General features: G+C 57.4%; 27 protein-coding genes. 17 read left to right on the top strand and 10 right to left on the bottom strand.

Going from position 1 to position 23,269, the window contains the following annotated elements:
• Nucleotide 1 precedes the first annotated feature (1 nt).
• Nucleotides 2-598: an alpha/beta hydrolase gene (locus tag ACYZT2_RS11240; protein ID WP_461972112.1), complete on the bottom strand. Its 597-nt coding sequence runs from the start codon at nucleotides 596-598 to the stop codon at nucleotides 2-4.
• Nucleotides 599-733: 135 nt separating this feature from the next.
• Nucleotides 734-1,231 (bottom strand): PAAR domain-containing protein, encoded by a 498-nt coding sequence (locus ACYZT2_RS11235; protein ID WP_461972110.1) that lies wholly within the window; start codon nucleotides 1,229-1,231, stop codon nucleotides 734-736.
• A 211-nt stretch (nucleotides 1,232-1,442) separates the two neighbouring features.
• Here ACYZT2_RS11235 and ACYZT2_RS11230 point away from each other — a divergent pair, with 211 nt between their 5' ends.
• A complete protein-coding gene (locus ACYZT2_RS11230) occupies nucleotides 1,443-2,096 on the top strand; it encodes an HAD family hydrolase (RefSeq protein WP_461972107.1) in 654 nt (217 codons plus the stop codon).
• Between the two features lie 112 nt (nucleotides 2,097-2,208).
• Here ACYZT2_RS11230 and ACYZT2_RS11225 read toward each other — a convergent pair whose 3' ends face one another.
• The gene (locus ACYZT2_RS11225; protein ID WP_461972105.1) at nucleotides 2,209-2,874 is read right to left on the bottom strand and encodes a ribonuclease T2; all 666 of its coding nucleotides are present in this window, start codon (nucleotides 2,872-2,874) and stop codon (nucleotides 2,209-2,211) included.
• Nucleotides 2,875-3,018: 144 nt separating this feature from the next.
• Here ACYZT2_RS11225 and ACYZT2_RS11220 point away from each other — a divergent pair, with 144 nt between their 5' ends.
• The gene (locus ACYZT2_RS11220) at nucleotides 3,019-3,501 is read left to right on the top strand and encodes a hypothetical protein (protein WP_461972103.1); all 483 of its coding nucleotides are present in this window, start codon (nucleotides 3,019-3,021) and stop codon (nucleotides 3,499-3,501) included.
• On the opposite strand, the gene ACYZT2_RS11215 is transcribed toward ACYZT2_RS11220, so the two are convergent.
• Entirely contained in the window at nucleotides 3,498-5,249 is a 1,752-nt protein-coding gene (locus tag ACYZT2_RS11215) for a L,D-transpeptidase family protein (RefSeq protein ID WP_461972101.1), read from the bottom strand. The genes ACYZT2_RS11220 and ACYZT2_RS11215 overlap by 4 nt on opposite strands.
• A gap of 81 nt (nucleotides 5,250-5,330) precedes the next feature.
• Here ACYZT2_RS11215 and ACYZT2_RS11210 point away from each other — a divergent pair, with 81 nt between their 5' ends.
• The 7 genes from ACYZT2_RS11210 (at nucleotide 5,331) to ACYZT2_RS11180 (ending at nucleotide 11,255) form a co-directional block, all read left to right on the top strand.
• Nucleotides 5,331-6,035: a murein L,D-transpeptidase catalytic domain family protein gene (locus tag ACYZT2_RS11210; protein ID WP_461972099.1), complete on the top strand. Its 705-nt coding sequence runs from the start codon at nucleotides 5,331-5,333 to the stop codon at nucleotides 6,033-6,035.
• Nucleotides 6,036-6,179: 144 nt separating this feature from the next.
• Nucleotides 6,180-7,964 carry a copper resistance system multicopper oxidase gene (locus ACYZT2_RS11205; protein WP_461972097.1) on the top strand — a complete coding sequence of 595 codons (1,785 nt, stop codon included), beginning with the start codon at nucleotides 6,180-6,182 and terminating at the stop codon, nucleotides 7,962-7,964.
• 10 nt (nucleotides 7,965-7,974) lie between these two features.
• On the top strand, nucleotides 7,975-8,865 hold the full coding sequence (locus ACYZT2_RS11200) for a copper resistance protein B (protein ID WP_461972095.1): 891 nt from the start codon (nucleotides 7,975-7,977) through the stop codon (nucleotides 8,863-8,865).
• A gap of 54 nt (nucleotides 8,866-8,919) precedes the next feature.
• On the top strand, nucleotides 8,920-9,303 hold the full coding sequence (gene copC / locus ACYZT2_RS11195; RefSeq protein WP_461972093.1) for a copper homeostasis periplasmic binding protein CopC: 384 nt from the start codon (nucleotides 8,920-8,922) through the stop codon (nucleotides 9,301-9,303).
• 3 nt (nucleotides 9,304-9,306) lie between these two features.
• Nucleotides 9,307-10,230: a copper homeostasis membrane protein CopD gene (copD, locus tag ACYZT2_RS11190; RefSeq protein WP_461972091.1), complete on the top strand. Its 924-nt coding sequence runs from the start codon at nucleotides 9,307-9,309 to the stop codon at nucleotides 10,228-10,230.
• Between the two features lie 149 nt (nucleotides 10,231-10,379).
• Entirely contained in the window at nucleotides 10,380-10,721 is a 342-nt protein-coding gene (locus ACYZT2_RS11185; protein WP_461972089.1) for a hypothetical protein, read from the top strand.
• A gap of 21 nt (nucleotides 10,722-10,742) precedes the next feature.
• Nucleotides 10,743-11,255, top strand: a complete 513-nt coding sequence (locus ACYZT2_RS11180; RefSeq protein WP_461972088.1) for a hypothetical protein — start codon at nucleotides 10,743-10,745, stop codon at nucleotides 11,253-11,255.
• A gap of 456 nt (nucleotides 11,256-11,711) precedes the next feature.
• Here ACYZT2_RS11180 and ACYZT2_RS11175 read toward each other — a convergent pair whose 3' ends face one another.
• The gene (locus ACYZT2_RS11175) at nucleotides 11,712-11,972 is read right to left on the bottom strand and encodes a DUF6429 family protein (protein WP_461972086.1); all 261 of its coding nucleotides are present in this window, start codon (nucleotides 11,970-11,972) and stop codon (nucleotides 11,712-11,714) included.
• A gap of 415 nt (nucleotides 11,973-12,387) precedes the next feature.
• Between ACYZT2_RS11175 and dusA the strand changes: the two genes are divergently transcribed.
• The 3 genes from dusA (at nucleotide 12,388) to tal (ending at nucleotide 15,042) form a co-directional block, all read left to right on the top strand.
• Nucleotides 12,388-13,383: a tRNA dihydrouridine(20/20a) synthase DusA gene (gene dusA / locus ACYZT2_RS11170; RefSeq protein ID WP_461972084.1), complete on the top strand. Its 996-nt coding sequence runs from the start codon at nucleotides 12,388-12,390 to the stop codon at nucleotides 13,381-13,383.
• Between the two features lie 175 nt (nucleotides 13,384-13,558).
• Complete coding sequence (locus tag ACYZT2_RS11165; protein WP_461972082.1) at nucleotides 13,559-13,930, top strand: DUF2388 domain-containing protein; 372 nt, start codon at nucleotides 13,559-13,561, stop codon at nucleotides 13,928-13,930.
• Nucleotides 13,931-14,115: 185 nt separating this feature from the next.
• Nucleotides 14,116-15,042: a transaldolase gene (tal, locus tag ACYZT2_RS11160; protein ID WP_461972080.1), complete on the top strand. Its 927-nt coding sequence runs from the start codon at nucleotides 14,116-14,118 to the stop codon at nucleotides 15,040-15,042.
• Nucleotides 15,043-15,278: 236 nt separating this feature from the next.
• Here the strand turns inward: tal and rssC are convergent, their stop codons facing one another.
• Together rssC and rssB are read right to left on the bottom strand one after the other, a co-directional pair.
• Nucleotides 15,279-15,761: an anti-sigma factor antagonist RssC gene (gene rssC / locus ACYZT2_RS11155; protein WP_007897104.1), complete on the bottom strand. Its 483-nt coding sequence runs from the start codon at nucleotides 15,759-15,761 to the stop codon at nucleotides 15,279-15,281.
• The gene (rssB, locus tag ACYZT2_RS11150; RefSeq protein ID WP_038979995.1) at nucleotides 15,761-16,942 is read right to left on the bottom strand and encodes a two-component system response regulator RssB; all 1,182 of its coding nucleotides are present in this window, start codon (nucleotides 16,940-16,942) and stop codon (nucleotides 15,761-15,763) included. The genes rssC and rssB overlap by 1 nt, the downstream gene beginning before the upstream one ends.
• A 275-nt stretch (nucleotides 16,943-17,217) precedes the next feature.
• Between rssB and ACYZT2_RS11145 the strand changes: the two genes are divergently transcribed.
• Nucleotides 17,218-17,517, top strand: a complete 300-nt coding sequence (locus tag ACYZT2_RS11145; RefSeq protein WP_461972077.1) for a PilZ domain-containing protein — start codon at nucleotides 17,218-17,220, stop codon at nucleotides 17,515-17,517.
• Nucleotides 17,518-17,586: 69 nt separating this feature from the next.
• Here the strand turns inward: ACYZT2_RS11145 and ACYZT2_RS11140 are convergent, their stop codons facing one another.
• Complete coding sequence (locus ACYZT2_RS11140; protein ID WP_461972075.1) at nucleotides 17,587-18,276, bottom strand: MlaA family lipoprotein; 690 nt, start codon at nucleotides 18,274-18,276, stop codon at nucleotides 17,587-17,589.
• A 200-nt stretch (nucleotides 18,277-18,476) separates the two neighbouring features.
• On the opposite strand from ACYZT2_RS11140, the gene ACYZT2_RS11135 reads away from it, so the two are divergent.
• Together ACYZT2_RS11135 and ACYZT2_RS11130 are read left to right on the top strand one after the other, a co-directional pair.
• The gene (locus ACYZT2_RS11135; RefSeq protein WP_052965479.1) at nucleotides 18,477-19,097 is read left to right on the top strand and encodes a hypothetical protein; all 621 of its coding nucleotides are present in this window, start codon (nucleotides 18,477-18,479) and stop codon (nucleotides 19,095-19,097) included.
• A gap of 109 nt (nucleotides 19,098-19,206) precedes the next feature.
• Nucleotides 19,207-19,470 (top strand): DUF4404 family protein, encoded by a 264-nt coding sequence (locus ACYZT2_RS11130; RefSeq protein ID WP_461972073.1) that lies wholly within the window; start codon nucleotides 19,207-19,209, stop codon nucleotides 19,468-19,470.
• Nucleotides 19,471-19,643: 173 nt separating this feature from the next.
• Here ACYZT2_RS11130 and queF read toward each other — a convergent pair whose 3' ends face one another.
• Entirely contained in the window at nucleotides 19,644-20,474 is an 831-nt protein-coding gene (gene queF, locus ACYZT2_RS11125) for an NADPH-dependent 7-cyano-7-deazaguanine reductase QueF (RefSeq protein WP_461972071.1), read from the bottom strand.
• A 61-nt stretch (nucleotides 20,475-20,535) separates the two neighbouring features.
• A complete protein-coding gene (gene copI / locus ACYZT2_RS11120) occupies nucleotides 20,536-21,063 on the bottom strand; it encodes a copper-resistant cuproprotein CopI (RefSeq protein WP_461972069.1) in 528 nt (175 codons plus the stop codon).
• Between the two features lie 155 nt (nucleotides 21,064-21,218).
• Here copI and ACYZT2_RS11115 point away from each other — a divergent pair, with 155 nt between their 5' ends.
• A complete protein-coding gene (locus ACYZT2_RS11115) occupies nucleotides 21,219-21,899 on the top strand; it encodes a heavy metal response regulator transcription factor (RefSeq protein ID WP_461972067.1) in 681 nt (226 codons plus the stop codon).
• Entirely contained in the window at nucleotides 21,899-23,248 is a 1,350-nt protein-coding gene (locus ACYZT2_RS11110) for a heavy metal sensor histidine kinase (protein WP_461972065.1), read from the top strand. The genes ACYZT2_RS11115 and ACYZT2_RS11110 overlap by 1 nt, the downstream gene beginning before the upstream one ends.
• The last annotated feature ends 21 nt before the right edge of the window (nucleotides 23,249-23,269 follow it).

Genomic DNA, 23,269 nt, shown 5'->3' with positions numbered 1-23,269 from the left:
ATCAAGGAAACTCTTTCATTATCGACTCATACACCATATCGCTCGCAGACTTCATACCTGCAATAGGTTGAGTGAACATGCTTAATGCATTGTAATGATTGACATCCACATGCGCATTGATAGCCGGACCACTTGCGATCGACCACTTTCTCCCAAAATCCGCGACTCCGTCCGACTGATCTGGCTTAGAAGGGGTTGCCTTCACATTTATCCATTGTTCAGCAACCGGCTCCGGTGTTGCTCGGTAGATATCTGATCCTAACCAAACCAATGCCCCCTTACCGACAGGATCCAGAGTAACCAACATTTTTATCTTGTATCCCCAGTCCGACATTATTTTTGTCAGATGAGCACCATTCCATCCGCCCAGGCTATGCCCCACAACATAGACAGGACATGACTTGTACGGAATGACATCCAAGACATATTTCTGGATATCTTTTTTTCCGCTGACCTCGTTATAACCCAACCATTCAGAGCGGTACCGCCCTTGTTCTTCCAGGCAGAGAGTTCGCTTATTAAACGAAGTCTGAGCATCTTGGACATTTCTAAAGGGTCCTGAAAAATAATAGCGTTCCTTGTCCCCTGCCCCACCCACAAAGAAAACAATCGCCTTGGTACTTTACACAGGCACAGTCTTTTCACTGACATCCTTCTTATCCGTCAGTGTATGCTCGGTTTGCAGATTATAAGAGCTCCCGTTAGCACAAGTAACCGTTTCAGCCCCCATGCTTTACTCCTCCAAAAACAGCTTGATGTTTTCAGCAAAGTGAGAGCTTATTTCGTGGGTAAACCCCAAAAAATCGGACACACCATGCTCCAGCCGACCATCCGCACGTTGAATAACGTAAGGATGATCCGGCATGGGTTCACCGGTAACCTTATTAATCAGCTTCAACTTATCGGTAAAGTTCACCGGCATAGGCACAAGCCCGCTGAATGGGGCCACGACGACGGTATCGCCAATGATGACCGTACCTGACCCGCCAACGACCACGTTGCCATGGCCGCCAATGCTGCCCTGAGTCGCAGCGTTCAGGCCATTGATGAAAACCGTGGTGGAAACGCCACTGGTGATAGGGCTCCCACAGGCCGATTTATCGGTCATCCGCGCTGCAGCCAAGCCGTCGAAATTCACATCAGGAGAACCACTCACGATAGGGTTCGTGCCATGACCCGGCAGCGGGCAAGCGGTGGGATCTGTCACTCGGGCAGCGGGTTTTCCACTCATGAACAAGCTCCTTGCAGTCTTCTTTGACAATCCATTGAACAAGCGTGTAAGCATGCGGGAGATAACAAATATGTTCAAACCCGGATGATAGCCGAGTGCGAATAAAATACGAAAACCGTCTCTGCTAGGATGAAAAACCTCAGGAGCCTATCGGACGCTTCGATATCGGCTGCCGCGCCTGCCCCGGACCGTTTACCCAAGGAGGAAAAACATGAGCACTGCGCACCACCCTGCCCCCATTGACACCGTTGTGTTCGATCTCGGTAATGTCCTTATCCGCTGGAACCCCAGAAACCTTTACCGAAAGTTGTTCGGTGAAGACCTGGAGGCCATGGAAACATTCCTGTCAGAGGTCTGCCACACCGCCTGGAACGAACAACAGGACCAAGGCAGAACCTGGCAGAAAGCGATTGAGGAAGCCATCGCCCGTCATCCGTCCCAGGAGGCACTGATTCGTGCCTACCGCGAGCGCTGGGAAGAAATGCTCGATGGTGCCATAGAAGATACGGTGAACATCCTCGATGAACTGCATGCCAAAGGCGTGCGGTTATTAGCTCTGACCAACTGGTCCGCCGAAACCTTTCCGATTGCCCTTGAGCGCTTTGAGTTCCTGCAGCGATTCGAAGGCATTCTGGTGTCGGGTGCCGAGGGGATAATCAAGCCTTCGCCGGAGATTTTTCAGTTGCTGCTATCGCGGTTTGGCATTGATAGCCGCCGCGCGGTGTTCATCGACGATCATGCGCCGAATATTGCAGGAGCACGCCGGGAGGGATTTCATGCGGTTCAGTTCTTCAGCCCGGAACAATTGCGCGAGGAACTGGTGGCGCTTGGGTTGCCCGTACAGCAAAGCCAATCAGCGAGGTAAACCGCTTTTCGTAGGAGCCAGGCTTGCCGGCGAAGGCGCTCTTAAAGACGCCTTCGCCGGCAAGTCGGATCGCCGCACCGCTGGCTCCTACTGGTCCGCGACAGCCAATCCATCACCGCGAAGGCGGAACCCGAATGTCCCCTGCCCGGCATTGCGTCTTCACACCCGTCCCGCACGCGCCGAACCCCAAGTCCTTGCCCATGCATACCCGCACTTCCGACAACTCCGGGCCATTGCAAATCACGGCAATGCCATTGGCCGGAATCCCGGGGTTGCTTTGGCGAAACATCTGGGCGATTTCCTGGGCTTCGAAGTAATACGAAGTGCTGAACGGTTGCAGCTTCTGCGGGATCTTCACCGCACCGAGCGCCTTGTCGGACGCGTCCAGGTAGCCCATGGCGCCGAGGCCGCTGCACGTACCGTGCTTGGCCCATTCGTGATCGAGCAGCTTCTGGGTCGGGAACAAAGTCAGACCCTTGGTGTTTTCCGCCGGCGACAAAGTCACCCTCGGCGGGCAAGACTCCGGCCAGCCACCCTTGGCGTATTGTGGCCAGAGGCCGTGAAGCACGAAGCCATAGCCTTTACCGGAACATTGCGAATCGTCTTTGTGGGTCAGGCAGAAGGTGGGCGACCAGGAGAGCGTCAGCAGGTAGTAATCGAACACCCCCGCGACCGATTCCGCCTGGACTTTACTGTTCTGGGTTTCGCGGGCGCTGCTCAGGCCGATGTTGCCGAAGGTCAGCGCGATCAACGCGACGATTGCGTAAAATTTCTTCATTACCCACTCCTTGGGATGGTTGATTTGGCCGTAAAGGGCCGAAGAATAGTTTTGTCACGCGGGTGTTTCAATCGCATGACGCAAGGCAAAACCGCATGACCTTGAAGGAGCTACGATTAACTGACATCACGACAGGAAATCGAAATGAGTAAAGCAGACGAGCTCGCCGAGAAGCTGAAACAATCCCGGCAAACCAGTGCCGACGCGACCATCGCCGATCAGGCTATCGACAGCTGGCCCGCCCAGGCCTACGAGCTGTATCACCAGATCGAAGCCTGGCTGCAGCCACTGATCGAAGTGGGCCTGAAGCTGCGACGCAATTCCACTCACGTGTTCGAGAGGGCGCCGGACGGGGCGAGTTACGATTACGCCATCGACCAATTGCTGATCGAAGGCAACCACCACAGCATCACCTTCGATCCCGTCGCCCGCTTCACCGCCGACGGTGCCGGGCGGATGGAGATCCATTCGATAGGGAAAGAACTCGCACTGTTGCGAACCGTGAACGAACACGGCGAGACGCAGTGGTGGCTTCAGGCGATCGAACAATCCGGACAACAACCGGATGCGATCGCACTGACGGAACATAATCTGCTGCTGGCAGTACAAGAAGGCCTGGGGCTTTAAAACTTGTTCTGCCCCACCGCCATTGAGGGAGGCGCCGCTCGCCTCCCGTCCAGCGTTGGCCGTTCGGACGGCAGATTCAGCGCCCGCAACACCGGCTTATCATACCCATACACATCGGGTTTGAACGTCACTCGCCCATCAAGGCTCAGGTCCACCGTCCAATAGGCCAACAACACCGGCACTTTTACGGGAAGCCTGATGTTTTCTGTCTTGCCGTTGGTTAACTGCTTTTGAATCCCTGCGCTGTCCCAGCGAACCGGGTCGTTGAACAACAACTCCACCAACTGCAGCGGGTTTTCTACCCGAATACAGCCGGAACTGGTCGCGCGATTGGATTGCGCAAACAACTCGCGATGCGGTGTGTCGTGCAGATAAATCGCATAGTCATTGGGAAAGCGAATGACCACCTGCCCCAGCGAGTTATCCGACCCTGCATCCTGGCGCAGCGTAAGGCCGCGCGGGTTGTCCCAATCCACGGTAAACGGGTCGAGCACGTTGCCTTCTCGATCGATCACACGAATCCGGTTTGCATCAAGATAGCCAGGGTTGCTGCGAATTTTCGGTAGCATGTCCTTGACCAGAATGGTCGGCGGCACGGTCCAGGTCGGGTTGAACGTGATGTAGGTGATCTCCGATTGAAAAATCGGCGTGCTGCGATACGGTTTACCCACCTGCACCCGGGAGCGCCATATCAGCTTGCCATCGCGATAGAACGAAACCTTGTACCCGGCGATGTCGACGATGACAAAGGTGCCCTGAAGTTTGTACAGCAGCCACCGCGCCCGTTCCATGTTCACGCGGACCTGATCGATTCGCGCCTCGACCGGCACATTCAGCGCCGCGAGTGTCGCCGGCCCCGCCACACCATCCGCCCCGAGGTATTGCTCGGCCTGATACTTCTTCACCGCCGCTGTGACGGTATCGTCATAGTCAGATCGCGCGTTCTTTTTCGCGGTCAGATACCCCCCCGCCACCAAACGGGCTCGCAACAGCGCAACCGAGGCGTCATCCATGCCGGGGCTGAGCGTCTGCCCTTCCGGGATCTTTGGCCAGCCGCCACTGTCGCGAACCCTGCGCAGTTTCGCCAGGCCCTGTCGCAACGTGCCATAAATCGCTTCTTGTGGCGGCGCCTGGGCGAACGCGCGCGCGACGTCATGACTGTCGAGGGCGGCGAAGAAAAGATTGACGTCCTCCCGAGGGTCGATGCCGAGCGGGTCGAAATTCCAATGGATGTCCAGCCGCGAAGGATCGACCTTGCCGCGCCGCAACTGCAGCAGCGCCGTGATAAACGTCTGGGTCGCCGAGATATCAAAAGCTGCCTGCTGCCCGGGAGTGGGCGCAGTTGTCTGCGTCGACGTTCTGGCCGTGACCAGTTCGGCAATTCGAAAATCCGCAGGGTCCAGGCCATCGACCCCGGTGTCGCTCAGGCTTTTCAATAACTGGACGACATCGTCATCGTCCGTCCAGGCAGCGCGATAGCCACGATGACTATAAAAATCCAGCACTGCTCGATTAACGTCGACCCGTTGATGACGCGGCGAAGTGAGCAACGGGGGAAATGCTGAACTCAATGGCGCCAGCGCCGCCTGAATTGCCTGACCGACGTGATCGCCAGGTGCTGCCTCCGCGACCACGCTAACGGCAGATGGCGGCTCAATCGGCGAAGTTTCCGCAATTGCCATGCCGCTTATCAGAAAGCCCATAAAAAATAGGTGGCTTATGACGAATAACCTTGTTAATTGCCCCATGGATAATCCTTAATCTCCCGTTTTCAACCGGCTAGCGTCGTGCGCGCTGCTAGACTCGAAACAATCAGATGAGACTTGCGTATGGCCCTAGACCGCTGCGGCTTTTCAATAACGGCCCTGTTGCTGACCGCGTTTACCTTACCGGCAGCCTACGCCGATTCGCTTGAAGCCGCCCTCATCAAAGCGGCCCCCAATGCCAACGCCAAAGTAATTGCCTTGGCCGTACGCGCTTCCCAATGCAGCCGGGCCCAAAGTGCGGCTCCGGCTCAAAGACTAGCAGTGATCGATTATTCACTGCCCTCGACCGCGCAACGTCTTTGGGTGTTCGACCTTAAACAACGCAAATTGTTGTTCCACGAACTGGTCGCCCATGGTCGCAACAGCGGGGAAAACATGGCCCGCCAGTTCTCCAACCGCAATGCCAGCTTCGCCACCAGTCTGGGCTTATACCGAACCCAGTCCAGCTATGTCGGGCAGAACGGTTATTCGTTGCGCATGGAAGGTCTGGAACCGGGTTTCAACGACAACGCTTTCGAGCGGGCGATCGTTATCCATGGCGCGCCGTATGTCAGTCCTGACCTGGCGCGGGCAAATGGCCGGATCGGCAGAAGCCTGGGTTGCCCGGCTGTGAGGCCTGCGATTGCGCATCAGCTGATCGACTCGATGAAGGACGGACAGTTGTTGTTTTCTTACTATCCGGATCAACGCTGGTTGAAGTCTTCTTCGTATATCAATTGCGGTAGCGCTACCGTGGCGGGCTCCGCCAGGCCGACTGGAAATCATTGAACACAGAGTGAAACTGTCAGAAATGTAATCTTGGCCTCAGGCTGCTGAAAGGCGCCGCCCGTTAGCCTCTACCCCATTAAGTTCTCTCCCTCCGCTCAGGATGGATGTGAGGGCTTCATCAGGCTGACGGACGGGAAAAACGGCATGCATTCCAACACCTCAAGACGCACCTTCGTGAAGGGCCTGGCCGCGGGTGGAGTCCTCGCGGGCCTCGGGCTGTGGCGCACGCCGGTCTGGGCGATCACCAGCCCCGGCGAACCGAATGTGCTGGCCGGTACCGACTTCGATCTGTTCATCGGCGAAACCCAGGTCAACATCACCGGCAATCCTCGCTCGGCAATGACCATCAACGGCGGCATTCCCGGCCCCTTGCTGCGCTGGCGTGAAGGCGACACCGTCACGCTGCGGGTGAAGAACAAACTCAAGGACAGCACCTCGATTCACTGGCACGGCATCTTGCTGCCCGCCAACATGGACGGCGTGCCGGGGCTGAGCTTTCACGGCATCGAACCGGATGGCATGTACGTCTACCAGTTCAAGGTCCGGCAGAACGGCACCTACTGGTATCACAGCCATTCCGGCTTTCAGGAACAGTCCGGGGTTTACGGGCCATTGGTGATCGACGCCAGGGAACCGGAGCCGTTCCAGTACGACCGCGACTACGTGGTGATGCTGACCGACTGGACCGACGAAGACGCCGTCGACCTGATGAGCAAACTCAAAAAACAATCGGATTACTACAACTACCACAAGCGCACCGTGGGCGACTTCATCCACGACGTCAGCGAGAAAGGCTGGGGCTCGACAGTTGCCGATCGCAAGATGTGGGCCGAGATGAAGATGAACCCCACCGATCTGGCGGATGTCAGTGGCGCCACTTACACCTACTTGATGAACGGCCAGGCGCCGAACATGAACTGGACGGGCGTATTCCGCCCCGGCGAAAAGCTGCGACTGCGTTTTATCAACGGCTCGTCCATGACCTACTTCGACGTGCGCATCCCCGGCCTGAAAATGACCGTGGTCGCGGCGGATGGCCAACACGTCAAACCGGTGAGCGTCGACGAGTTCCGTATCGCGGTGGCGGAGACGTTCGATGTAATCGTCGAGCCGACCCAGGACGCCTACACCCTGTTCGCCCAGTCGATGGATCGAACGGGTTATGCCCGCGGCACCCTTGCGGTAAAGGCCGGATTGTCGGCGCCGGTGCCACCGCTGGATCCGCGACCGCTAGTGACCATGGATGACATGGGCATGGGCGGGATGGATCACGGCAGCATGGGCGGTGACATGGCGGGGATGGACCACAGCAGCATTACGGGCACGGACGGCGGTAACATGCAGAGCATGGACAATATGGCCGGGATGGATCACAGCAGCATGGCCATGGGCGGCATGGCCGGTATGCAATCCCATCCAGACACGGAAAAAGACAACCCGCTGGTGGACATGCAAGCCATGACCACCTCGCCGAAACTCGACGACCCGGGCCTGGGCCTGCGCGACAACGGCCGCCGCGTGCTGACCTACTCCGACCTGCGCAGCACCTTCGAAGACCCGGATGGTCGCGAGCCTGGCCGCACCATCGAGCTGCACCTCACCGGCCACATGGAGAAGTTCGCCTGGTCGTTCAACGGCGTGAAATTCTCCGATGCCGAACCGCTGCGACTCAAGTACGGCGAGCGGGTTCGGGTGGTGCTGGTCAACGACACGATGATGACTCACCCCATTCACCTGCACGGCATGTGGAGCGACCTCGAAGACGAGAACGGCCAGTTCATGGTGCGCAAACACACCATCGACATGCCGCCGGGATCAAAGCGCAGCTATCGGGTCACCGCCGACGCGCTCGGCCGCTGGGCCTATCACTGCCATCTCCTGTATCACATGGAAATGGGCATGTTCCGTGAAGTTCGCGTGGAAGAATGAGGCGCTACCCATGACCAGACTGATTCGCTCTACCCGCCTCGCTTTGGCACTCACTGGCTTTACGGTTTCTTCAGCCATGGCCGCCACCGACTATATGCAGGGCATGGACCATAGCCAGATGCCGGGCATGGATCACAGCCAGATGCAGAGCATGGACGATGGCCAGATGCAGCCCGCCGCGCCGACCCAAAGTCGCACGCCGATCCCGGCATTGACCGACGCCGACCGCGCCGCCGTCTACGTCAGCCCGGCCGGCCACGCGGTGCATGACACCGCGCTCAACTATTACTTCCTCGCCGACAAACTCGAATGGCAGGATGCCGACGACGGCAGCGCCTTGGCGTGGGATTTGTCCGGCTGGATCGGTGGCGACATCGATCGCCTGTGGCTGCGCTCCGAAGGCGAACGCGTCAATGGCAAAACCGAAGACGCCGAAGTCCAGGCCCTGTGGGGTCACGCCATCTCCCCGTGGTGGGACGTGGTGACCGGCGTGCGCCAGGATTTCAAACCCGGCGCCCCGCAAACCTGGGCCGCGTTCGGCGTGCAAGGCATGGCGCTGTACAACTTCGAAACCGAGGCCACGGCCTTCATCGGCGAAGGTGGCCAGACCGCCGCACGGCTGGAAGGTGACTACGACATCCTGCTCACCAACCGGCTGATTTTGCAGCCGACCGCCGAGCTCAACGTCTACGGCAAAAACGACCCGCAACGGGGCATCGGCTCCGGGCTGTCCAACACCGAAGCCGGCCTGCGATTGCGCTATGAAATCCGGCGGGAATTCGCGCCCTACATCGGCGTGACCTGGAACCGCACCTACGGCAAAACCGCCGACTACGCCAAGGACGAAGGCGAGGACCGCAGCGAAGCCCGCCTCGTCCTCGGCGTTCGGCTATGGTTCTAAACGCATTAACTCAAACACCAAAAAACAACCGCTTAAAGCGGTAAGAGGCCTTGCATGCGCATAATCAAAAGCACCGCTGTTGCCATCGCACTTTCCACCGGGCTACTCATGAGCGCACTGGCTCAGGCCCACCCGAAACTGCTCTCCTCCACCCCGGCCGAAGGCGCGGACGGCGCAGCGCCAAGCAAGATCGAACTGCACTTCTCCGAAAACCTCGTGACCCAATTCTCCGGCGCCAAACTGGTCATGACCGCAATGCCCGGCATGGCCCACTCGCCCATGCCGATGAAGGCCAAAGTCTCCGCCAGCAGCGACCCGAAAACCATGGTCATCACCCCGCTCTCGCCATTGCCCACCGGCAGCTACAAAGTCGAATGGCGCGCCGTATCTTCGGACACTCACCCGATCACCGGCAGCGTTACGTTCAAAGTGAAGTGATGGATGAGCGACTCAATCAGCATTGCCCTGCGCTTTGCGTTGTATGTGGATTTGATGCTGTTGTTTGGGGTGGCGTTTTTGGGGCTGTACGGTCTTAAAGGACAGGAGCGGATGTCGGGAGTGGTGTTGCCGTTCCGGTCGATGTTAGCGGGAACGGCAGTGCTGGGTGCGCTGTTGTCCGTTGCCAGCATGCTGATGATGGTGAGCGCCATGAGCGGGGAATCGGACTTCGCCGCGCTGCGTCCGCACATCGAAATGATGGTGTTCGAGACGGACGTCGGGTTGGCCTGTGTGGTTCGCATCATCGCGCTGATCGTCGCTGGTTTAGCGGTGATGCTCCGTGCGCCTGGTTTCAGTTTGTTGGTCACGGCTTTTGCCGGCGGTGTTGCCCTTGCCAGCCTGGCCTGGAACGGGCATGGAGCAATGGATGAAGGCAGTCGTCGTTATTGGCATTTCGTGGTGGATATTCTGCACTTGCTGGCGGCTGGGGCATGGGTTGGGGCGCTGGTGGCGTTTGCGTTGATGGCGAAAATTAATGCTCTGCAGACCGAAGCACGCATCAGGTTGTTGGCCCGCGCGGTTAATCGATTTGAGGTGATTGGCGCGGTAATCGTGGTGGTCGTCGCGGTGACGGGGGTTGTGAATTATCTGTTCATCGTTGGGCCGACGCTGGATGCAGTTTTTCTCAGCACTTACGGGATTTTGCTGTTCATCAAAGTGGTGCTGTTTGCAGGGATGCTCGTGCTTGCCGCGCTGAACCGGTTTCACCTTGGGCCGTTTCTGGAGCTGTCGTTGCGGGAGGGGCAATACATGGTCGCCGCTAATGCGCTACGGCGTAGCATGATGGTGGAATTGGTGGCGGCTGTGGTCATTATCGGGCTTGTGGCTTGGCTAGGAACGCTGAGCCCGGAAATGGGTGCTCTGTAGGGAATGAAAGCATCCGATGACCGGCCAAAGCAGTCAGTGGACAGGGTGGGGGTCCTTTACTAGCGTCTAACCACCAGATTTCAAGCCATAGGGTTCACACCCAAGCGCCAAGGTGAAAAAGAGGCGCAATTATCGAAAGGAGATCGAAAATGGCTGACGTAATGAAAGTAGTGGATGTCGAGTTAAAATTACTTAAATCAAACCCACCACAGCTACACATATTGGCAATTGGCCTCGTGGGTGCTGCTGGATGGACAAACCCGAGATTGGAGCCACGGGTTTATATTCAGTTCCCGCCTGACGGCATTCAAGACTTCGACTTTGTTGCTGATCCACCCCAAGGAACGGTTATACAGGTCGTCCTTCCCATCGACGCATCAAAGCTTTGGAAAGAGCCGCCATTCGATAAACTCAAGGGGGTAAGAGTCCACTCTGCTAGCAATTCAGTTGAAGCGTATGTTGAGAGTTGTAAGTCCTTGGCTATTGGATAAACAACTCATGTGGAGGGATACGTGTCGGGTCTTGCCTGGCACGTATCACCCATTGGAATGAATGGGCTATTGGGACAGTGGATGACAGTCGAGAGGCTGGCGGGCAAAGTCACAGCCAAAGACGGCGTGGCGTATTGCCAAGAAATGCGTAACAACATCATGAATGAGCATCGCAAGTTCACATCGGCTCAGGGTGTCGCGGTTGCAGAATATATAAAGCTCAATGGTCCCACTCTCCAAACCACCCTGGACAAGTACGCTCACACGCTTTACAAAAAAAAATTTGAACTTTTAACCGATGTAGAAAAATCCAAAGTTCACTACCTGATTGTGAAAAAGTCTGGTGTGGACAATGCCAAAGTTACTCGCGGTACCAAGATGATGAAGGTGACAGGAAAAGTCGCCTGGATCGTAACCACAGCCTTCGCAGCGTCTGAGATTTACAAAGCCGATAACAAAACCAAGGAGGCCGGACGCCAAGGAATCATCCTGGGTAGCGGCCCCGCCGGCGGAGCCTTGGCAGGTCTGATATAGAGAAGACCTTGAAAGCCCGAGAGAACAGCTATTTCAGACGACAGAAAGACAAACTACTAATACGCTGGCTTGAGTTTCGATACAAATAAATAGGGGACGAGATATCCAAAAATCACCGAAAATAAATCCGTCCCCATTGCCGATTCGTATGGTTTTCGCCTAGGTCGAGGGCAACACGACTCGGGGTCGAGGTGTTTCGCCATAACTTCTCTCGCAGGGACTTTCGTCCTTTATCAACTGCCAGCTTGGCTAGCGCACTATGCGATCCATAAACCCCATCTAGCACATGGCACGGCATTTCTGATGAGCGACTCCAAGACAACAACGCTTCTTAGTTGGCCACCGATCCCGGATACGGCGGCCGCTCAAGTACGTGGCGCAGCCACGTAGGGTTCTTGGTCGTTGACCTTCGCGGTCTCGACCAGAACGCTTGCGATGGCACTCTTAGGCGTGAAGTCAGGTACCCGAGTTGGATATATGCCTCACTTGAGTTCTCAACCCAAACAACCGGTCGGCGATCTGCCGACCTCGCTCCAGCCCTTCCGTCGTCAACCAGATCGATTTGTTCTTGCTCACCGGGTTACTGATGAAACCATGTTCATGCAATCGGTTCATGGTCTCGAAATCGAACCCTTTCCAAGCATTGCCGTTATCGAAACTGAAGGTTGCCAACAGGGCAAGTACGGCTTCTTCAATCAGTTTGTCGTCGTATTCCATGATTGTTACTCCGCTCGTATTCAACAGGTATCGTCGAGTTCGTGCTCACGGCGGCGCTACAGGCGCTGACCGAAATTGAAGAGATCAATCGTATACCATCCATGAACTACGCCTTCCGCAAGATGGGGGCGCGGTTTCGTTGGCTCTGGCGAGCAGTGCCACGGCAGCAGGGCTTCGACTGAAGACTTCGAAACCCTGCTGCCGTGGAACTGCTCCCGACTATCTCGCGCTAAATATACACATCGTTTTTTTGCCATGTGTCGACTTATCGCTAGTAATAAATAGTTTTTTTCAACATTTACAAAAATTAGTTATCAGTGCTCACGGCATGCTGAGGTGACTCCCCTGAACCCCGCAGGGCTCAATCCTGATAAACTTCACCCACCTTCTAGCGCCACCCATCTCAGAACCGCCAATGCCCCCAATCACCGCCACACCCGTCCCGCTCTCCCGCCGCTTTTCCGTCGCCCCGATGATGGATTGGACAGACCGCCACTGCCGTTTCTTCCTACGCCTGCTCTCCAAGCACGCCCTCCTCTACACCGAGATGGTCACCACCGGCGCGCTGCTCAATGGCGATCACGACCGCTTCCTGCGTCACAACGAAGCCGAACACCCGCTCGCCCTGCAACTCGGCGGCAGCGTTCCCTTGGACCTGGCCGCATGCGCACGCATGGCCCAGGAACACGGTTACGACGAGGTGAATTTGAATGTCGGCTGCCCGAGTGATCGGGTGCAGAACAATATGATCGGGGCATGCCTGATGGGGCATCCGCAGTTGGTGGCTGATTGTGTGAAGGCGATGCGTGATGCGGTGTCGATTCCGGTGACGGTGAAGCATCGGATCGGGATTAATGGGCGCGACAGTTACGAGCAGTTGTGTGATTTCGTCGGTACGGTCCGTGATGCCGGGTGCACGAGTTTTACGGTGCATGCGCGGATTGCGATTCTGGAGGGGTTGTCGCCGAAGGAGAACCGCGACATTCCGCCGCTGCGCTATGACGTGGCGACGCGGCTGAAGACCGATTTTCCGGAGCTGGAGATCATTCTCAACGGCGGGATCAAGACGCTGGAGGCTTGTCACGAGCATTTGCAGACATTTGACGGCGTGATGCTGGGCCGTGAGGCGTATCACAATCCTTATGTGATGGCTGAGGTGGATCAGCAGCTGTTCGGCAGCAAGGCTCCGGTGATTAGCCGAGCCGAGGCGCTGGCGCAGTTGCGGCCTTATATCGCCGAGCATCTGCTGGCGGGTGGATCGATGCACCATATCACCCGGCATGTGCTGGGGCTGGGCACCGGGTTTCCGGGGGCGCGGAAGTTTCGGCAGTTGTTGTCGGTGGATATTCATAAGGCCAAAGAGCCTTTGGCGTTGCTGGATCAGGCGGCGGAGTTGTTGGAGGGGCGTTGATCACGCCTCACTGATGAAAATCGCTTTTGCTCGTTGTTGTGCCGGCGCAAAGCGTGGATCATTGCGCCGCTTCGAATGTCGAATTAAAGCCTGCACCCCGCAGGCTGGCAGGTAGCTCATGGATGTTGCCTGCTGTGAAATAACGCCGATTTACTGACAGGACGTCCTTGTTGTTATGCCCTTGTTCAACTCTGTTTTTTTCAAGCGCTGTATCCTCCTCGCCTTTTTTTCTGCAACATCTGCGAAGGCCTACGCCCACTGCGACTTCATGTGTTTCGGTGAAGAAAGCCCATGGCAAATCACCCAATTTACCGGTTTTGGCCTCGCTACCACGGTTCTGTCGCCCTTCACTGCCACCCAAGAGATGTCCGGGTTGAACAAACGCGTTTACTCCGTGCAAGAGGTAGAGGCGGCGCAGCTTTATCTCGCCAGCGATGGCATGCTTGAAGTGGTGTATTTCACCTCGGCGTTGAGTCGTTTCAGGCAGGAAACGCACGACGAACAGCTGGACGATCTTGCGGTGGCTGCGCTGATTAGCAGTCAGTAGCCACTAACCGTCACCTGCGTTGAACCTGTCCCCCATTTCAGCATCGTATCTACCGATACCACGCCCCGCCTTTCAAACATCCGTTTTCAGGTTGTTGCCGCTGGGGCCATCGATACACGTACGCGCCCTTGAGTGGCTGCAAGCGCTCGGGTAATGTCATTAGACCCATAGGACAGAGCACGCTCATGACTTCCAAGCTGGAACAACTCAAACAAATGACCACCGTGGTTGCCGACACCGGCGACTTCGAAGCAATCGCTCGCGTTAAACCCGTGGACGCTACCACCAACCCTTCCCTGCTGCTCAAAGCGGCGGCCATTCCCGGTTATGCCGAGTTGCTGAACGCTTGCGTTCACGACTGCAAGGGCGATGTGGGCCTGGCCAGTGACCGTTTTGGCGTTGCGGTAGGGCAAGAAATTCTGAAGGTTGTACCGGGCCGTATTTCCACTGAAGTGGATGCGCGCTTGTCGTTCGACACTGACGCCGTATTGAAGCGTGCGCACCGGCTGATCGACCTGTACGACAAGGCCGGCGTTGGCCGTGACCGTGTGCTGATCAAGATCGCTTCGACCTGGGAAGGCATTCGCGCTGCCGAGAAGCTGGAAAAGGAAGGCATTCAGTGCAACCTGACGCTGCTGTTCTCCTTCGCTCAGGCTGCCGCGTGCGCCGATGCCGGGGTGTTTCTGATTTCGCCGTTCGTGGGCCGCATCTACGACTGGTACAAGAAGGCCACCGGCAACGACTACACCGGCGCGGATGATCCGGGCGTGCAGTCGGTGACGCGCATCTACAACTACTACAAGGCCAATGACTACAAGACTGTGGTGATGGGCGCGAGCTTCCGTAATCTGAATCAGATCGAGCAGTTGGCCGGTTGTGATCGTCTGACCATTAGCCCGGATCTGTTGGAGAAGCTGGCGGTGGACACTGGCAAGCTGGAGCGCAAATTGGCGCCGGGGCATGCCGGTGAAGCGCGTCTTAGCTTGAATGAAGCGCAGTTCCGTTGGTTGTCCAACGAGGATGCGATGGCGACCGAGAAGCTGGCTGAGGGGATTCGCCAGTTTGCTCGGGATCAGGAGAAGCTTGAGGCGTTGTTGCAGGCCAAGCTGTGATTTGAGTTAGCTGGATGCAAAAAGGGCGAACCTTGATGGGTTCGCCCTTTTTTTGCGTTGAATTTGGGTAGTGGGCTTCGCGCTGAAAGATGTGGTGATTGTTATGGCGCCTTCGCGAGCAGGCTCGCTCCCACAGGGGATTTTTGGGGGAGCCGGAATGGTGTGTTCGACGCAAGACTAATGTGGGAGCGAGCCTGCTCGCGATGGAGCCTTCAGGCCCACATCACTTCAGGGAATCAATGCCGCTCCAGCGCATTCACCAGGTCATGGAACGCTTCACGGTTGGAGTCGTTCAGGCCCATGAGGATTTTGTGCGCTTCGAGGACTTTGACTCGCACCACTTCTTCGGACTGGTCCTGGTCTGGCAGGTCGGTCAGGCATTCAGGGCATGGGATCGGGCGGTCAACGATGTTGAACACTTGCTCGAAGCCCATGGACTGCAGCAGACGGGTGATGTCTTCGTGGGTGGTGACGACGGTCGGCAGCAGGCCGACCTTTTGCCGCGACAGGATCGACAGTTTGGCCAGCAGGCCCAGGGTGGTGCTGTCGATGCTGCGGGTTTCGGTCAGGTCGATCACGATGGCGTTGAAATTCAACGCGGTGAAGATCCGCTCAATAGTCGCATCCAACGCCGAACACAGGGTCAGGCGAACTTCACCGACGAACTTCAGGACGAAGGTGCCGTCCTGCTCGGCGAACTGGATTCTACCGGTACTCATTAAAGATTCCTGCTCAACACCAACAGGGCGATATCATCCGGCATCTCCCCTAGCGTGGCCAATCCAAAAACCTGGCGCAGACCATCCAGGCTGCCGCCCGCTGCCTTCACCCGTTGAGGTAAAGCAGCTTCTTTATCTTTGAGTGTGGGTTCCGGCAAAAGGTCCAAAATGCCATCAGACATCAGCGTCAAGCTGAACACTGGCGGCAATTCCAGTACGTGGTCTTCGTAGGTGGCTTCATTGAAGAGGCCCACCGGCAGACCGCGCCCTTCCAGGTAACGAACACTGTCTGGCGTGTACAACACAGGCAACGGCAGATGACCGCCGATGCTATAGGTCAACAAACCGGTCTCCTCGTCGATGACTCCACCGACCATTGTGACGTGTTTACCCAGCTTACAACTGATCAGCCCCCGGTTGATATGACCAAGGACCTCTGAAGGCTTGAATTCCGGCAATGTGCCGTTGCGCTTGGACTCGAACAGTAAGCGCGTGGTCATGAACTTCAGCAATACGGTAACGAAGGCGGAAGAAGCGCCATGACCAGAAACGTCCGCCAAATAAAAGGCTACCCGACGCTCGTCGACCCGAAAGTAGTCGACGAAGTCACCCGACAGGTACAGCGACGGGATGATCTGGTGCGCAAACTGGAACTCGTCGATGCTCCAGGGGCTGACCGGCAGCATGTTCATCTGCACCTGGCGACCGGCGTTCTGGTCTTCCTGGAGCAGGTTCAGACTGGCTTCGAGCTCGCGATTGGCCTTTTCCAGTTTCTCGCGATAGCGCTGGTTTTCCAGCAGCAGGCGCGCACGATCCAGGGCCCGGCGCACGGAGTGCTCGAGCACGGCCAGATCTTCGAGAGGCTTGATCAGGTAGTCCGCCGCGCCCAGGCGCAGGGCCTCGACCGCGTCGTTCATCACGCCCGCGCCCGACACCACGATCACCGGGGTTTGCGGCGACAGCTCGGTGACCTGGCGAATGAGTTCGAGTCCGCCCATCTGCGGCATGCGCAGATCGCAGATGACCAAGTCGGGCTTGTCTTGCTCGAATACCTGAAGACCCTGCTGGCCGTTGCTGGCCTGCAGGACACTGAAACCACTGTCTTCCAAGTAGGCCGCGAGGCTCGCGCGCACTACTTCGTCATCATCGATTATCAGCAGCGTGGCACTGGTTTTTGGCATGTGGGCAAACGGCGCCAGAATTAGGTTGGCGTAGCAGGCTGGGCATTGGCCCCGCACACACTACTGGATTCGCTTTCTAGCCTCTCTGCCGCACCGTTTTCGAGCATTCGCCCTACTCACAGGTACACCAAAGGTGCCCTTCTAAGGCGCAGACGGTACTCCCATCCGCGAGGCGTTTCAAGCTCACGCCGATGGTCGCTTGACGTCTTTACTTGTCAAATCACCGGGAGTTATAAGAACAGCCAAAACCGTAACCCAAAAGAAGGATCGAGCCCATGAGCCAAACTGAGCGGGACTACAGCGAAAAGCGCGATTTTATCCGCATGCGGGTCGATGCCGATGTGGCGCTGATTCATGAAGGCGACGAGGTGCCAGCCGTCTGCATTGACCTTTCCAGCAGCGGTATGCAAGTTGAGGCGCCCCGCTTATTCAAGGTCGGTGACCGGCTCAGTGTGCGGATCGATTCCGATCATGCGGCGCTAAAAGGCCTTGAAGCCCACACCGAGGTGGTATGGGTGAAAGCACAGGACGGGGCTAATCAGAAACTCGGGCTTACAATCCTGAAGATGAAATAACCTCGATACCCGCAAGCCAAACGAACGAAGGCGGCCAAATGGCCGCCTTCTTCGTTTTACCGGTCGAGATTAAAAATCGTCTTCGACCTGGCCGTCTTTGACTTTGAATTCGCGGTTTTGCAGGTACGCATTGCGAATGAAGGTGTATTTGTCGCCGCTGACCAGCTTCTCGGCCGACAGCAGGGTGGCGCGGGTGTCGACGATGTTCAGGCCGAAGATCGAGTTACGCACCGGCACGTCGTGGATATAGCGGTACGGACCGGTATAGCCGTCGACATACTTGGAAGGCGCATCGCGCAAGGTGCTTGGGCCCAGAAGCGGCAGCATCAGGTACGGGCCGCTGCCCACGCCCCAGTAACCGAGGGTCTGGCCGAAGTCTTCATCATTGCGATGCAGGCCCATTTGGGTACCCACGTCGAAGAAGCCCAGCAGGCCGAAGGTGGTGTTGAAGATCAAACGCGCAGTATCGACGCCTGCCGCAGCGGGTTTGGCCTGCAACACGTCGTTGGCCAGGTTGGTCACGTCGCCGACGTTGCGGAACATGTTGTGGATGCCATCTTCCAGAAACTGCGGCGTGACAAACTGGTAGCCCTGAGCCAATGGCTTCAGTGCGTAGGTGTCGACAAAATCGTTGAATTTGTAGATCGGGCGGTTAATGCTTTCCCAAGGGTCGTCTTCCGTGGCAGCCTGGGCCGCGAACGGAACCAGCAATACACTGGCACACATACAAAGCTGAGCGAGATGATTGCTCCAGCGCATAGAGAAACTCCTTGGATTCGTACTGGCGCGGGGGCTTGGCCCAGGCGCAAAGGCCGCTAGTATATGACGGAAAAATCGGTTTAGGCAGCATCGTGCGCGATGGCCTACAGATGATTCGTTTGACTTCGCACCATTCATATCCGTGTCACTCAACTGTCACCGTCCGCGAATAGCCTTGTTACTATTTCAAGGATGTTGACATGCCACGCGCCGAAACCTCGCCTCTCATCGCACCCAGCCTGACCGCTGTACTGTTCGGCCTCAGTGGATGCCTGGTGGATTTCGGCGCACGCACTCGTCAAGCCGGCACACTGACTGCCGAGCACGCCGAAGTCACGCTCGGCGCTCTGGATAGCCTGTCCAGCTTGCAGCGCCAACAGATTCCTTGCGCCTGGCTCGATGAACTGCCCCCCGCCCTCAGCCACTCTCTGGCCGCGGCACTCCCGGACTGGATCAAACCTTCGCAACACCCGGCAACAATCAACCCATGGCCGGCCCCGAACGCCTGTTGGCAAGCCTTGATGGCGTTGAATGTCGAACGTCTGGACGGTTGCGTGCTGGTCAGCGGCGAACCGCGCCTTCTGCAATCGGGCCTGAATGCCGGGTTGTGGACCATTGGCCTGGCGTCCTGCGGCTCGCTGTGCGGGCTGGCCCCGAGCGAATGGCAGGCCTTGAGTCAAAAGGAACGGGAACATCTGCGCGGCAAGGCGACAATGCAGTTGTTCGGCCTGGGCGTGCATTCGGTGATCGATCATCTGGGCGAACTCGACACCTGCCTGGCCGATATCAGCCTGCGCCGGCTCAAGGGCGAAAAGCCCTGACTGAGATCATGCAGATAGCCCGAGAGTGGATTAATCTAAAGGTCAGCCATAGACCTTTGGCGCGCCGCTGCGGTCTATGCCAGTGCCTATCGATAAAAGGAAGAACGCCATGCCTGCCCGCGAACTGCAAGAACAGCTCAACAAACTGCGCGAGCAATTGGAACAGAATCCACCGCTTTCCGAAGCCGAGCGCGCTGACCTGAACGCGCTGATGCAACAGATCGAACTGGAACTTGAACTCGAAACCAAAACCCAGGACACCAACCTCGCCGACAATGTGAACCTGGCCGTCGAGCGCTTCGAACTCGAACACCCGACCCTTGCCGGCACCTTGCGCAACATCGTGCAAGCCTTGGGCAACATGGGGATCTGAACCCGCCAGATGCAAAAAGCCCCGCTAGCGATAGCGGGGCTTTCTTCATATCCGGGATTTGCAAATGTAATCACCTGTGGGAGCGAGCCTGCTCGCGATGGCGGAGTATCAGCCAACATTAATGTTGGATGTGCCGTCCTCATCGCGAGCAGGCTCGCTCCCACATTGGATATTTACTGACGGACCAGGCGATGGTTCGGCAGTTGCACTTCTTCGGTGCTGCGATACGGGTTGATGTCCAACCCACCGCGACGCACATACCGCGCATACACCGTCAGTTTCTCTGGCTTCAGCAACCGTTGCAGGTCGAGGAAAATTCGCTCCACGCACTGCTCATGGAAGTCCGAGTGCTGACGGAAACTCACGATGTACTCCAGCAGACTCGCATGATCCAGCGCCGCGCCGCGATACTCCACCGCTACACTGCCCCAATCCGGTTGGCTAGTAACCGGGCAGTTGGATTTGAGCAAATGGCTGTGTACGCGCTCTTCAATAATGAGCGATTCATCGCATCGCAGCAGTTCCGGACGCGGATGCTCATAGTTGCTGACGCTGATGTCGAGGTCATCGATGCACACACCCGGCAATGCCACGACACCTTCTGCCTCAACCTCTTTCAGGCTGCGAATCCGCACACCCACCGGTTTGCCGGCAGCAGCCGAAAGGTCTTTCGCCAGCGTCGCTTCAAGGCTTGCAGTGTCGGCAAACGCTGTCTGGTTCAGCGAGTTGAGGTACAGCTTGAACGACTTGGATTCGATGATGTTCGGCGAATCCGCCGGAATGCTGAATTCGCCAATCGCCACCACGGGCTTGCCGGACGGCAACAGCCACGACAGTTCGAAGCAGTTCCAGAAGTCCACACCCTTGTACGGCAGGGTTTGCGCCGTCAGACCCAGCTCGGCCCATTTCGCGGTGCGCGAGATCGGGAACAGCAAGGACGGCGTGTAGGTGGCGATGTATTCGCTGGATTTGCCCAGCGGCGAATGTTCGGCTGCGGGATGCATGGCGGAAACCTGACTGAAGAATCAGCGGATTCTACCAGCCTTTGCTCCCGCCTTTGAGTGCTTACTGACTGACTGTCAGTTTGCCGACCATACCGGCCTGATAGTGGCCGGGGATATTGCAGGCAAATTCCAGGTTGGTGGCCTTGGTGAAGGTCCAGGTCAGCTCGGCGGTTTTACCCGGCTCCACCAGCACACTGTTCGGGTCATCGTGTTTCATCCCATGCCCTTCGGAAGAATGGCCCATGGAGCCGTGGTCCATGGCCTTCATGCCTGTAGGCATCAGCATGCCGCTTTGCTGCATCTGGAGCATTTCCCGCTGATGCCTGGCATGCATCGCCGCGTCGCCGAGGTTGAATTCGTGCAACAACTGGCCTTTATTCACCAGTACAAAGCGAACGGTCTCACCGGCCTTGATCTCAATGGCTTTCGGATCGAACGACATATCGCCCATTACCATTTCAACGCTGCGGGTAGCCTTGGCGGCCGGGACCGATTGACCGAAGTCGTAGGTCTGCGCCGGCGAGGCTTCAAGCCCTACACTCAGTGTCAGCAAGCAAGCGGCCAATGCCAGACGATTTCGCAAAAACATAGTCGTACTCCAACAAGATGAGGTTCAGCTTGTGGGAAACTCTAATCCGAAGGCTCTGCCAGCCACCTGACAGGCAGATTACAACTTTGTCAGGTTGGCCTGCACAGGCACCGCCCACGGTATAACGCACCTGTTCAAACTGCCCCGAGTCGCCCATGAAACTGCTGATTGTCGAAGACCAACCGAAAACCGGCCACTACCTGCGCCAGGGCCTGACCGAGGCCGGTTTCACCACCGAACTGGTGGCCGATGGCAGCACCGGCCAGCAACTGGCGTTGAGCGGCGATTACGCCTTGTTGATCCTCGATGTGATGCTGCCCGGTCGCGATGGCTGGCAGATTCTGCAAGCGGTGCGCAGTGCCGGCCTGGACACTCCCGTACTGTTTCTTACAGCCCGAGACGCGGTGGAGGACAGGGTCCACGGTTTGGAGCTGGGGGCCGACGACTACCTGGTCAAACCGTTCGCCTTCTCCGAACTGCTGGCGCGGGTTCGCAGTCTGCTGCGTCGCGGCAGCGCCACACCTCAGGAAACCAGCCTGCAACTGGCCGACTTGCGCCTGGACCTGATCCGCCGCCGGGTCGAGCGCAACGGTCAGCGCATAGACCTGACTGCCAAGGAATTCGCTCTGCTGGAATTGCTCCTACGACGTCAGGGTGAAGTTCTGCCAAAGTCGCTGATCGCTTCCCAGGTGTGGGACATGAATTTCGACAGCGACACCAATGTTATCGAAGTGGCGATCCGCCGTTTGCGCCTGAAGATCGACGACGATTTCCCGAACAAGTTGATCCACACCGTGCGCGGCATGGGCTACGTCCTTGAAGAGCGCCCTGCCTGATGCGCCGACTTTCACTAAGCAATCGCCTGGCGTTGCTGTTCGCAGCTTGCACTGCCGTGGTGTCGTTGTTCGCCGGAGTGTTGTTCAGCCGCGCCAGCGAGGCGCATTTTGTTGAACTGGACCAGCAATTGCTCGACGGCAAACTGATTGGTTTACGGCGGGCGCTGGATGACATTCAGTCCAGCGAAAGCGAGACCAAACTGGCCGATGAGTTGAGCCGACAGGCCGATCTGTCCCTGCGCATCATCGGCAATGACGGGCAACGCTTGTACGACAGCTCGGCCCGTTTACCCAAAGACTTGCCGCGCCAACCAGGCCTGTCGACGATGAGCGACGACGGCACCGACTACCGCGTCCTGAATGCCCCCCTGTTCCCAGACAAACCCGATTCACCGCAACTGACCCTGCTGCTGGATATCACCCATCACCAACATTTTCTGCAGCGCATGCAGCATCTGATTTGGCTGACGGTCGGTTTGTCGGCGCTGGCTACCGCCCTACTCGGTGCCTGGGCAGCGCGCAGTGGTTTGCGCCCGTTGCGGCGCATGAGTGCGGTCGCCAGCGGCGTATCGGCGCAATCGCTCAATGCTCGCCTGCCGGAAGCAGACATGCCGCCAGAGCTCGAGGAATTGGCTTACAGCTTCAACGCCATGCTCGGACGCCTCGACAACTCTTTTCAGCGTCTCTCGGCGTTTTCCGCCGACATCGCCCATGAACTGCGCACACCGCTGTCGAACCTGCTGACCCACACCCAGGTCACCCTCACCCGCCCGCGCCCCATCGAGGATTACCGCGAAGCGCTGCACAGCAATCTCGAAGAACTGCAATGGATGGCGCAACTGGTCAACGACATGTTGTACCTGGCCAAAGCTGACCATGGCTTGCTGATGCCCAAGCGCGAAGCGCTGGAACTGGCAGAAGAAACCGATGTGCTGCTGGAGTTCTTTGCGCCGCTGGCCGAGGACGCTCAGGTGAAGTTGAGTCGTGACGGCAGCGCGCGCATGCAGGGCGACCGCAGCATGTTGCGTCGGGCACTGTCCAATTTGCTGGACAATGCACTGCGGTTTACCCCGGTCGGTGGCGAGGTTCGGGTGCGGATTATCGAGCAGCCAAATGGCTTGAGCCTGACGGTTGAAAACAGTGGTGAAGGGATTTCTGAAGATTTGTTGCCGCGCTTGTTTGACCGCTTCTACCGGGCAGACCCGGCACGTCGTGAAGGTAGCAGTGAGCATGCGGGGCTGGGATTGGCGATCACCCGGTCGATCATCCGCGCCCATGGCGGGCAGATTCGTTGCAAATCGGATAAGGGATGGACGCGGTTTGTGATCGAGTTGCCGAAGGGGGATTGAGGCCAGCAGGACCGGCCTCTT

The organism is Pseudomonas sp. MDT1-85 (assembly GCF_054898065.1).
This window is presented reverse-complemented; position numbering and strand designations above follow the sequence as displayed.

What these genes read in the sequence shown, in the direction of transcription:
- ACYZT2_RS11235 (WP_461972110.1), bottom strand. Translation starts at nt 1,231, where the DNA reads ATGAGTGGAAAACCCGCTGCCCGAGTGACAGATCCCACCGCTTGCCCG.
- ACYZT2_RS11230 (WP_461972107.1), top strand. Translation starts at nt 1,443, where the DNA reads ATGAGCACTGCGCACCACCCTGCCCCCATTGACACCGTTGTGTTCGAT.
- ACYZT2_RS11225 (WP_461972105.1), bottom strand. Translation starts at nt 2,874, where the DNA reads ATGAAGAAATTTTACGCAATCGTCGCGTTGATCGCGCTGACCTTCGGC.
- ACYZT2_RS11220 (WP_461972103.1), top strand. Translation starts at nt 3,019, where the DNA reads ATGAGTAAAGCAGACGAGCTCGCCGAGAAGCTGAAACAATCCCGGCAA.
- ACYZT2_RS11215 (WP_461972101.1), bottom strand. Translation starts at nt 5,249, where the DNA reads ATGGGGCAATTAACAAGGTTATTCGTCATAAGCCACCTATTTTTTATG.
- ACYZT2_RS11210 (WP_461972099.1), top strand. Translation starts at nt 5,331, where the DNA reads ATGGCCCTAGACCGCTGCGGCTTTTCAATAACGGCCCTGTTGCTGACC.
- ACYZT2_RS11205 (WP_461972097.1), top strand. Translation starts at nt 6,180, where the DNA reads ATGCATTCCAACACCTCAAGACGCACCTTCGTGAAGGGCCTGGCCGCG.
- ACYZT2_RS11200 (WP_461972095.1), top strand. Translation starts at nt 7,975, where the DNA reads ATGACCAGACTGATTCGCTCTACCCGCCTCGCTTTGGCACTCACTGGC.
- copC (WP_461972093.1), top strand. Translation starts at nt 8,920, where the DNA reads ATGCGCATAATCAAAAGCACCGCTGTTGCCATCGCACTTTCCACCGGG.
- copD (WP_461972091.1), top strand. Translation starts at nt 9,307, where the DNA reads ATGAGCGACTCAATCAGCATTGCCCTGCGCTTTGCGTTGTATGTGGAT.
- ACYZT2_RS11185 (WP_461972089.1), top strand. Translation starts at nt 10,380, where the DNA reads ATGGCTGACGTAATGAAAGTAGTGGATGTCGAGTTAAAATTACTTAAA.
- ACYZT2_RS11175 (WP_461972086.1), bottom strand. Translation starts at nt 11,972, where the DNA reads ATGGAATACGACGACAAACTGATTGAAGAAGCCGTACTTGCCCTGTTG.
- dusA (WP_461972084.1), top strand. Translation starts at nt 12,388, where the DNA reads ATGCCCCCAATCACCGCCACACCCGTCCCGCTCTCCCGCCGCTTTTCC.
- ACYZT2_RS11165 (WP_461972082.1), top strand. Translation starts at nt 13,559, where the DNA reads ATGCCCTTGTTCAACTCTGTTTTTTTCAAGCGCTGTATCCTCCTCGCC.
- tal (WP_461972080.1), top strand. Translation starts at nt 14,116, where the DNA reads ATGACTTCCAAGCTGGAACAACTCAAACAAATGACCACCGTGGTTGCC.
- rssC (WP_007897104.1), bottom strand. Translation starts at nt 15,761, where the DNA reads ATGAGTACCGGTAGAATCCAGTTCGCCGAGCAGGACGGCACCTTCGTC.
- rssB (WP_038979995.1), bottom strand. Translation starts at nt 16,942, where the DNA reads ATGCCAAAAACCAGTGCCACGCTGCTGATAATCGATGATGACGAAGTA.
- ACYZT2_RS11145 (WP_461972077.1), top strand. Translation starts at nt 17,218, where the DNA reads ATGAGCCAAACTGAGCGGGACTACAGCGAAAAGCGCGATTTTATCCGC.
- ACYZT2_RS11140 (WP_461972075.1), bottom strand. Translation starts at nt 18,276, where the DNA reads ATGCGCTGGAGCAATCATCTCGCTCAGCTTTGTATGTGTGCCAGTGTA.
- ACYZT2_RS11135 (WP_052965479.1), top strand. Translation starts at nt 18,477, where the DNA reads ATGCCACGCGCCGAAACCTCGCCTCTCATCGCACCCAGCCTGACCGCT.
- ACYZT2_RS11130 (WP_461972073.1), top strand. Translation starts at nt 19,207, where the DNA reads ATGCCTGCCCGCGAACTGCAAGAACAGCTCAACAAACTGCGCGAGCAA.
- queF (WP_461972071.1), bottom strand. Translation starts at nt 20,474, where the DNA reads ATGCATCCCGCAGCCGAACATTCGCCGCTGGGCAAATCCAGCGAATAC.
- copI (WP_461972069.1), bottom strand. Translation starts at nt 21,063, where the DNA reads ATGTTTTTGCGAAATCGTCTGGCATTGGCCGCTTGCTTGCTGACACTG.
- ACYZT2_RS11115 (WP_461972067.1), top strand. Translation starts at nt 21,219, where the DNA reads ATGAAACTGCTGATTGTCGAAGACCAACCGAAAACCGGCCACTACCTG.
- ACYZT2_RS11110 (WP_461972065.1), top strand. Translation starts at nt 21,899, where the DNA reads ATGCGCCGACTTTCACTAAGCAATCGCCTGGCGTTGCTGTTCGCAGCT.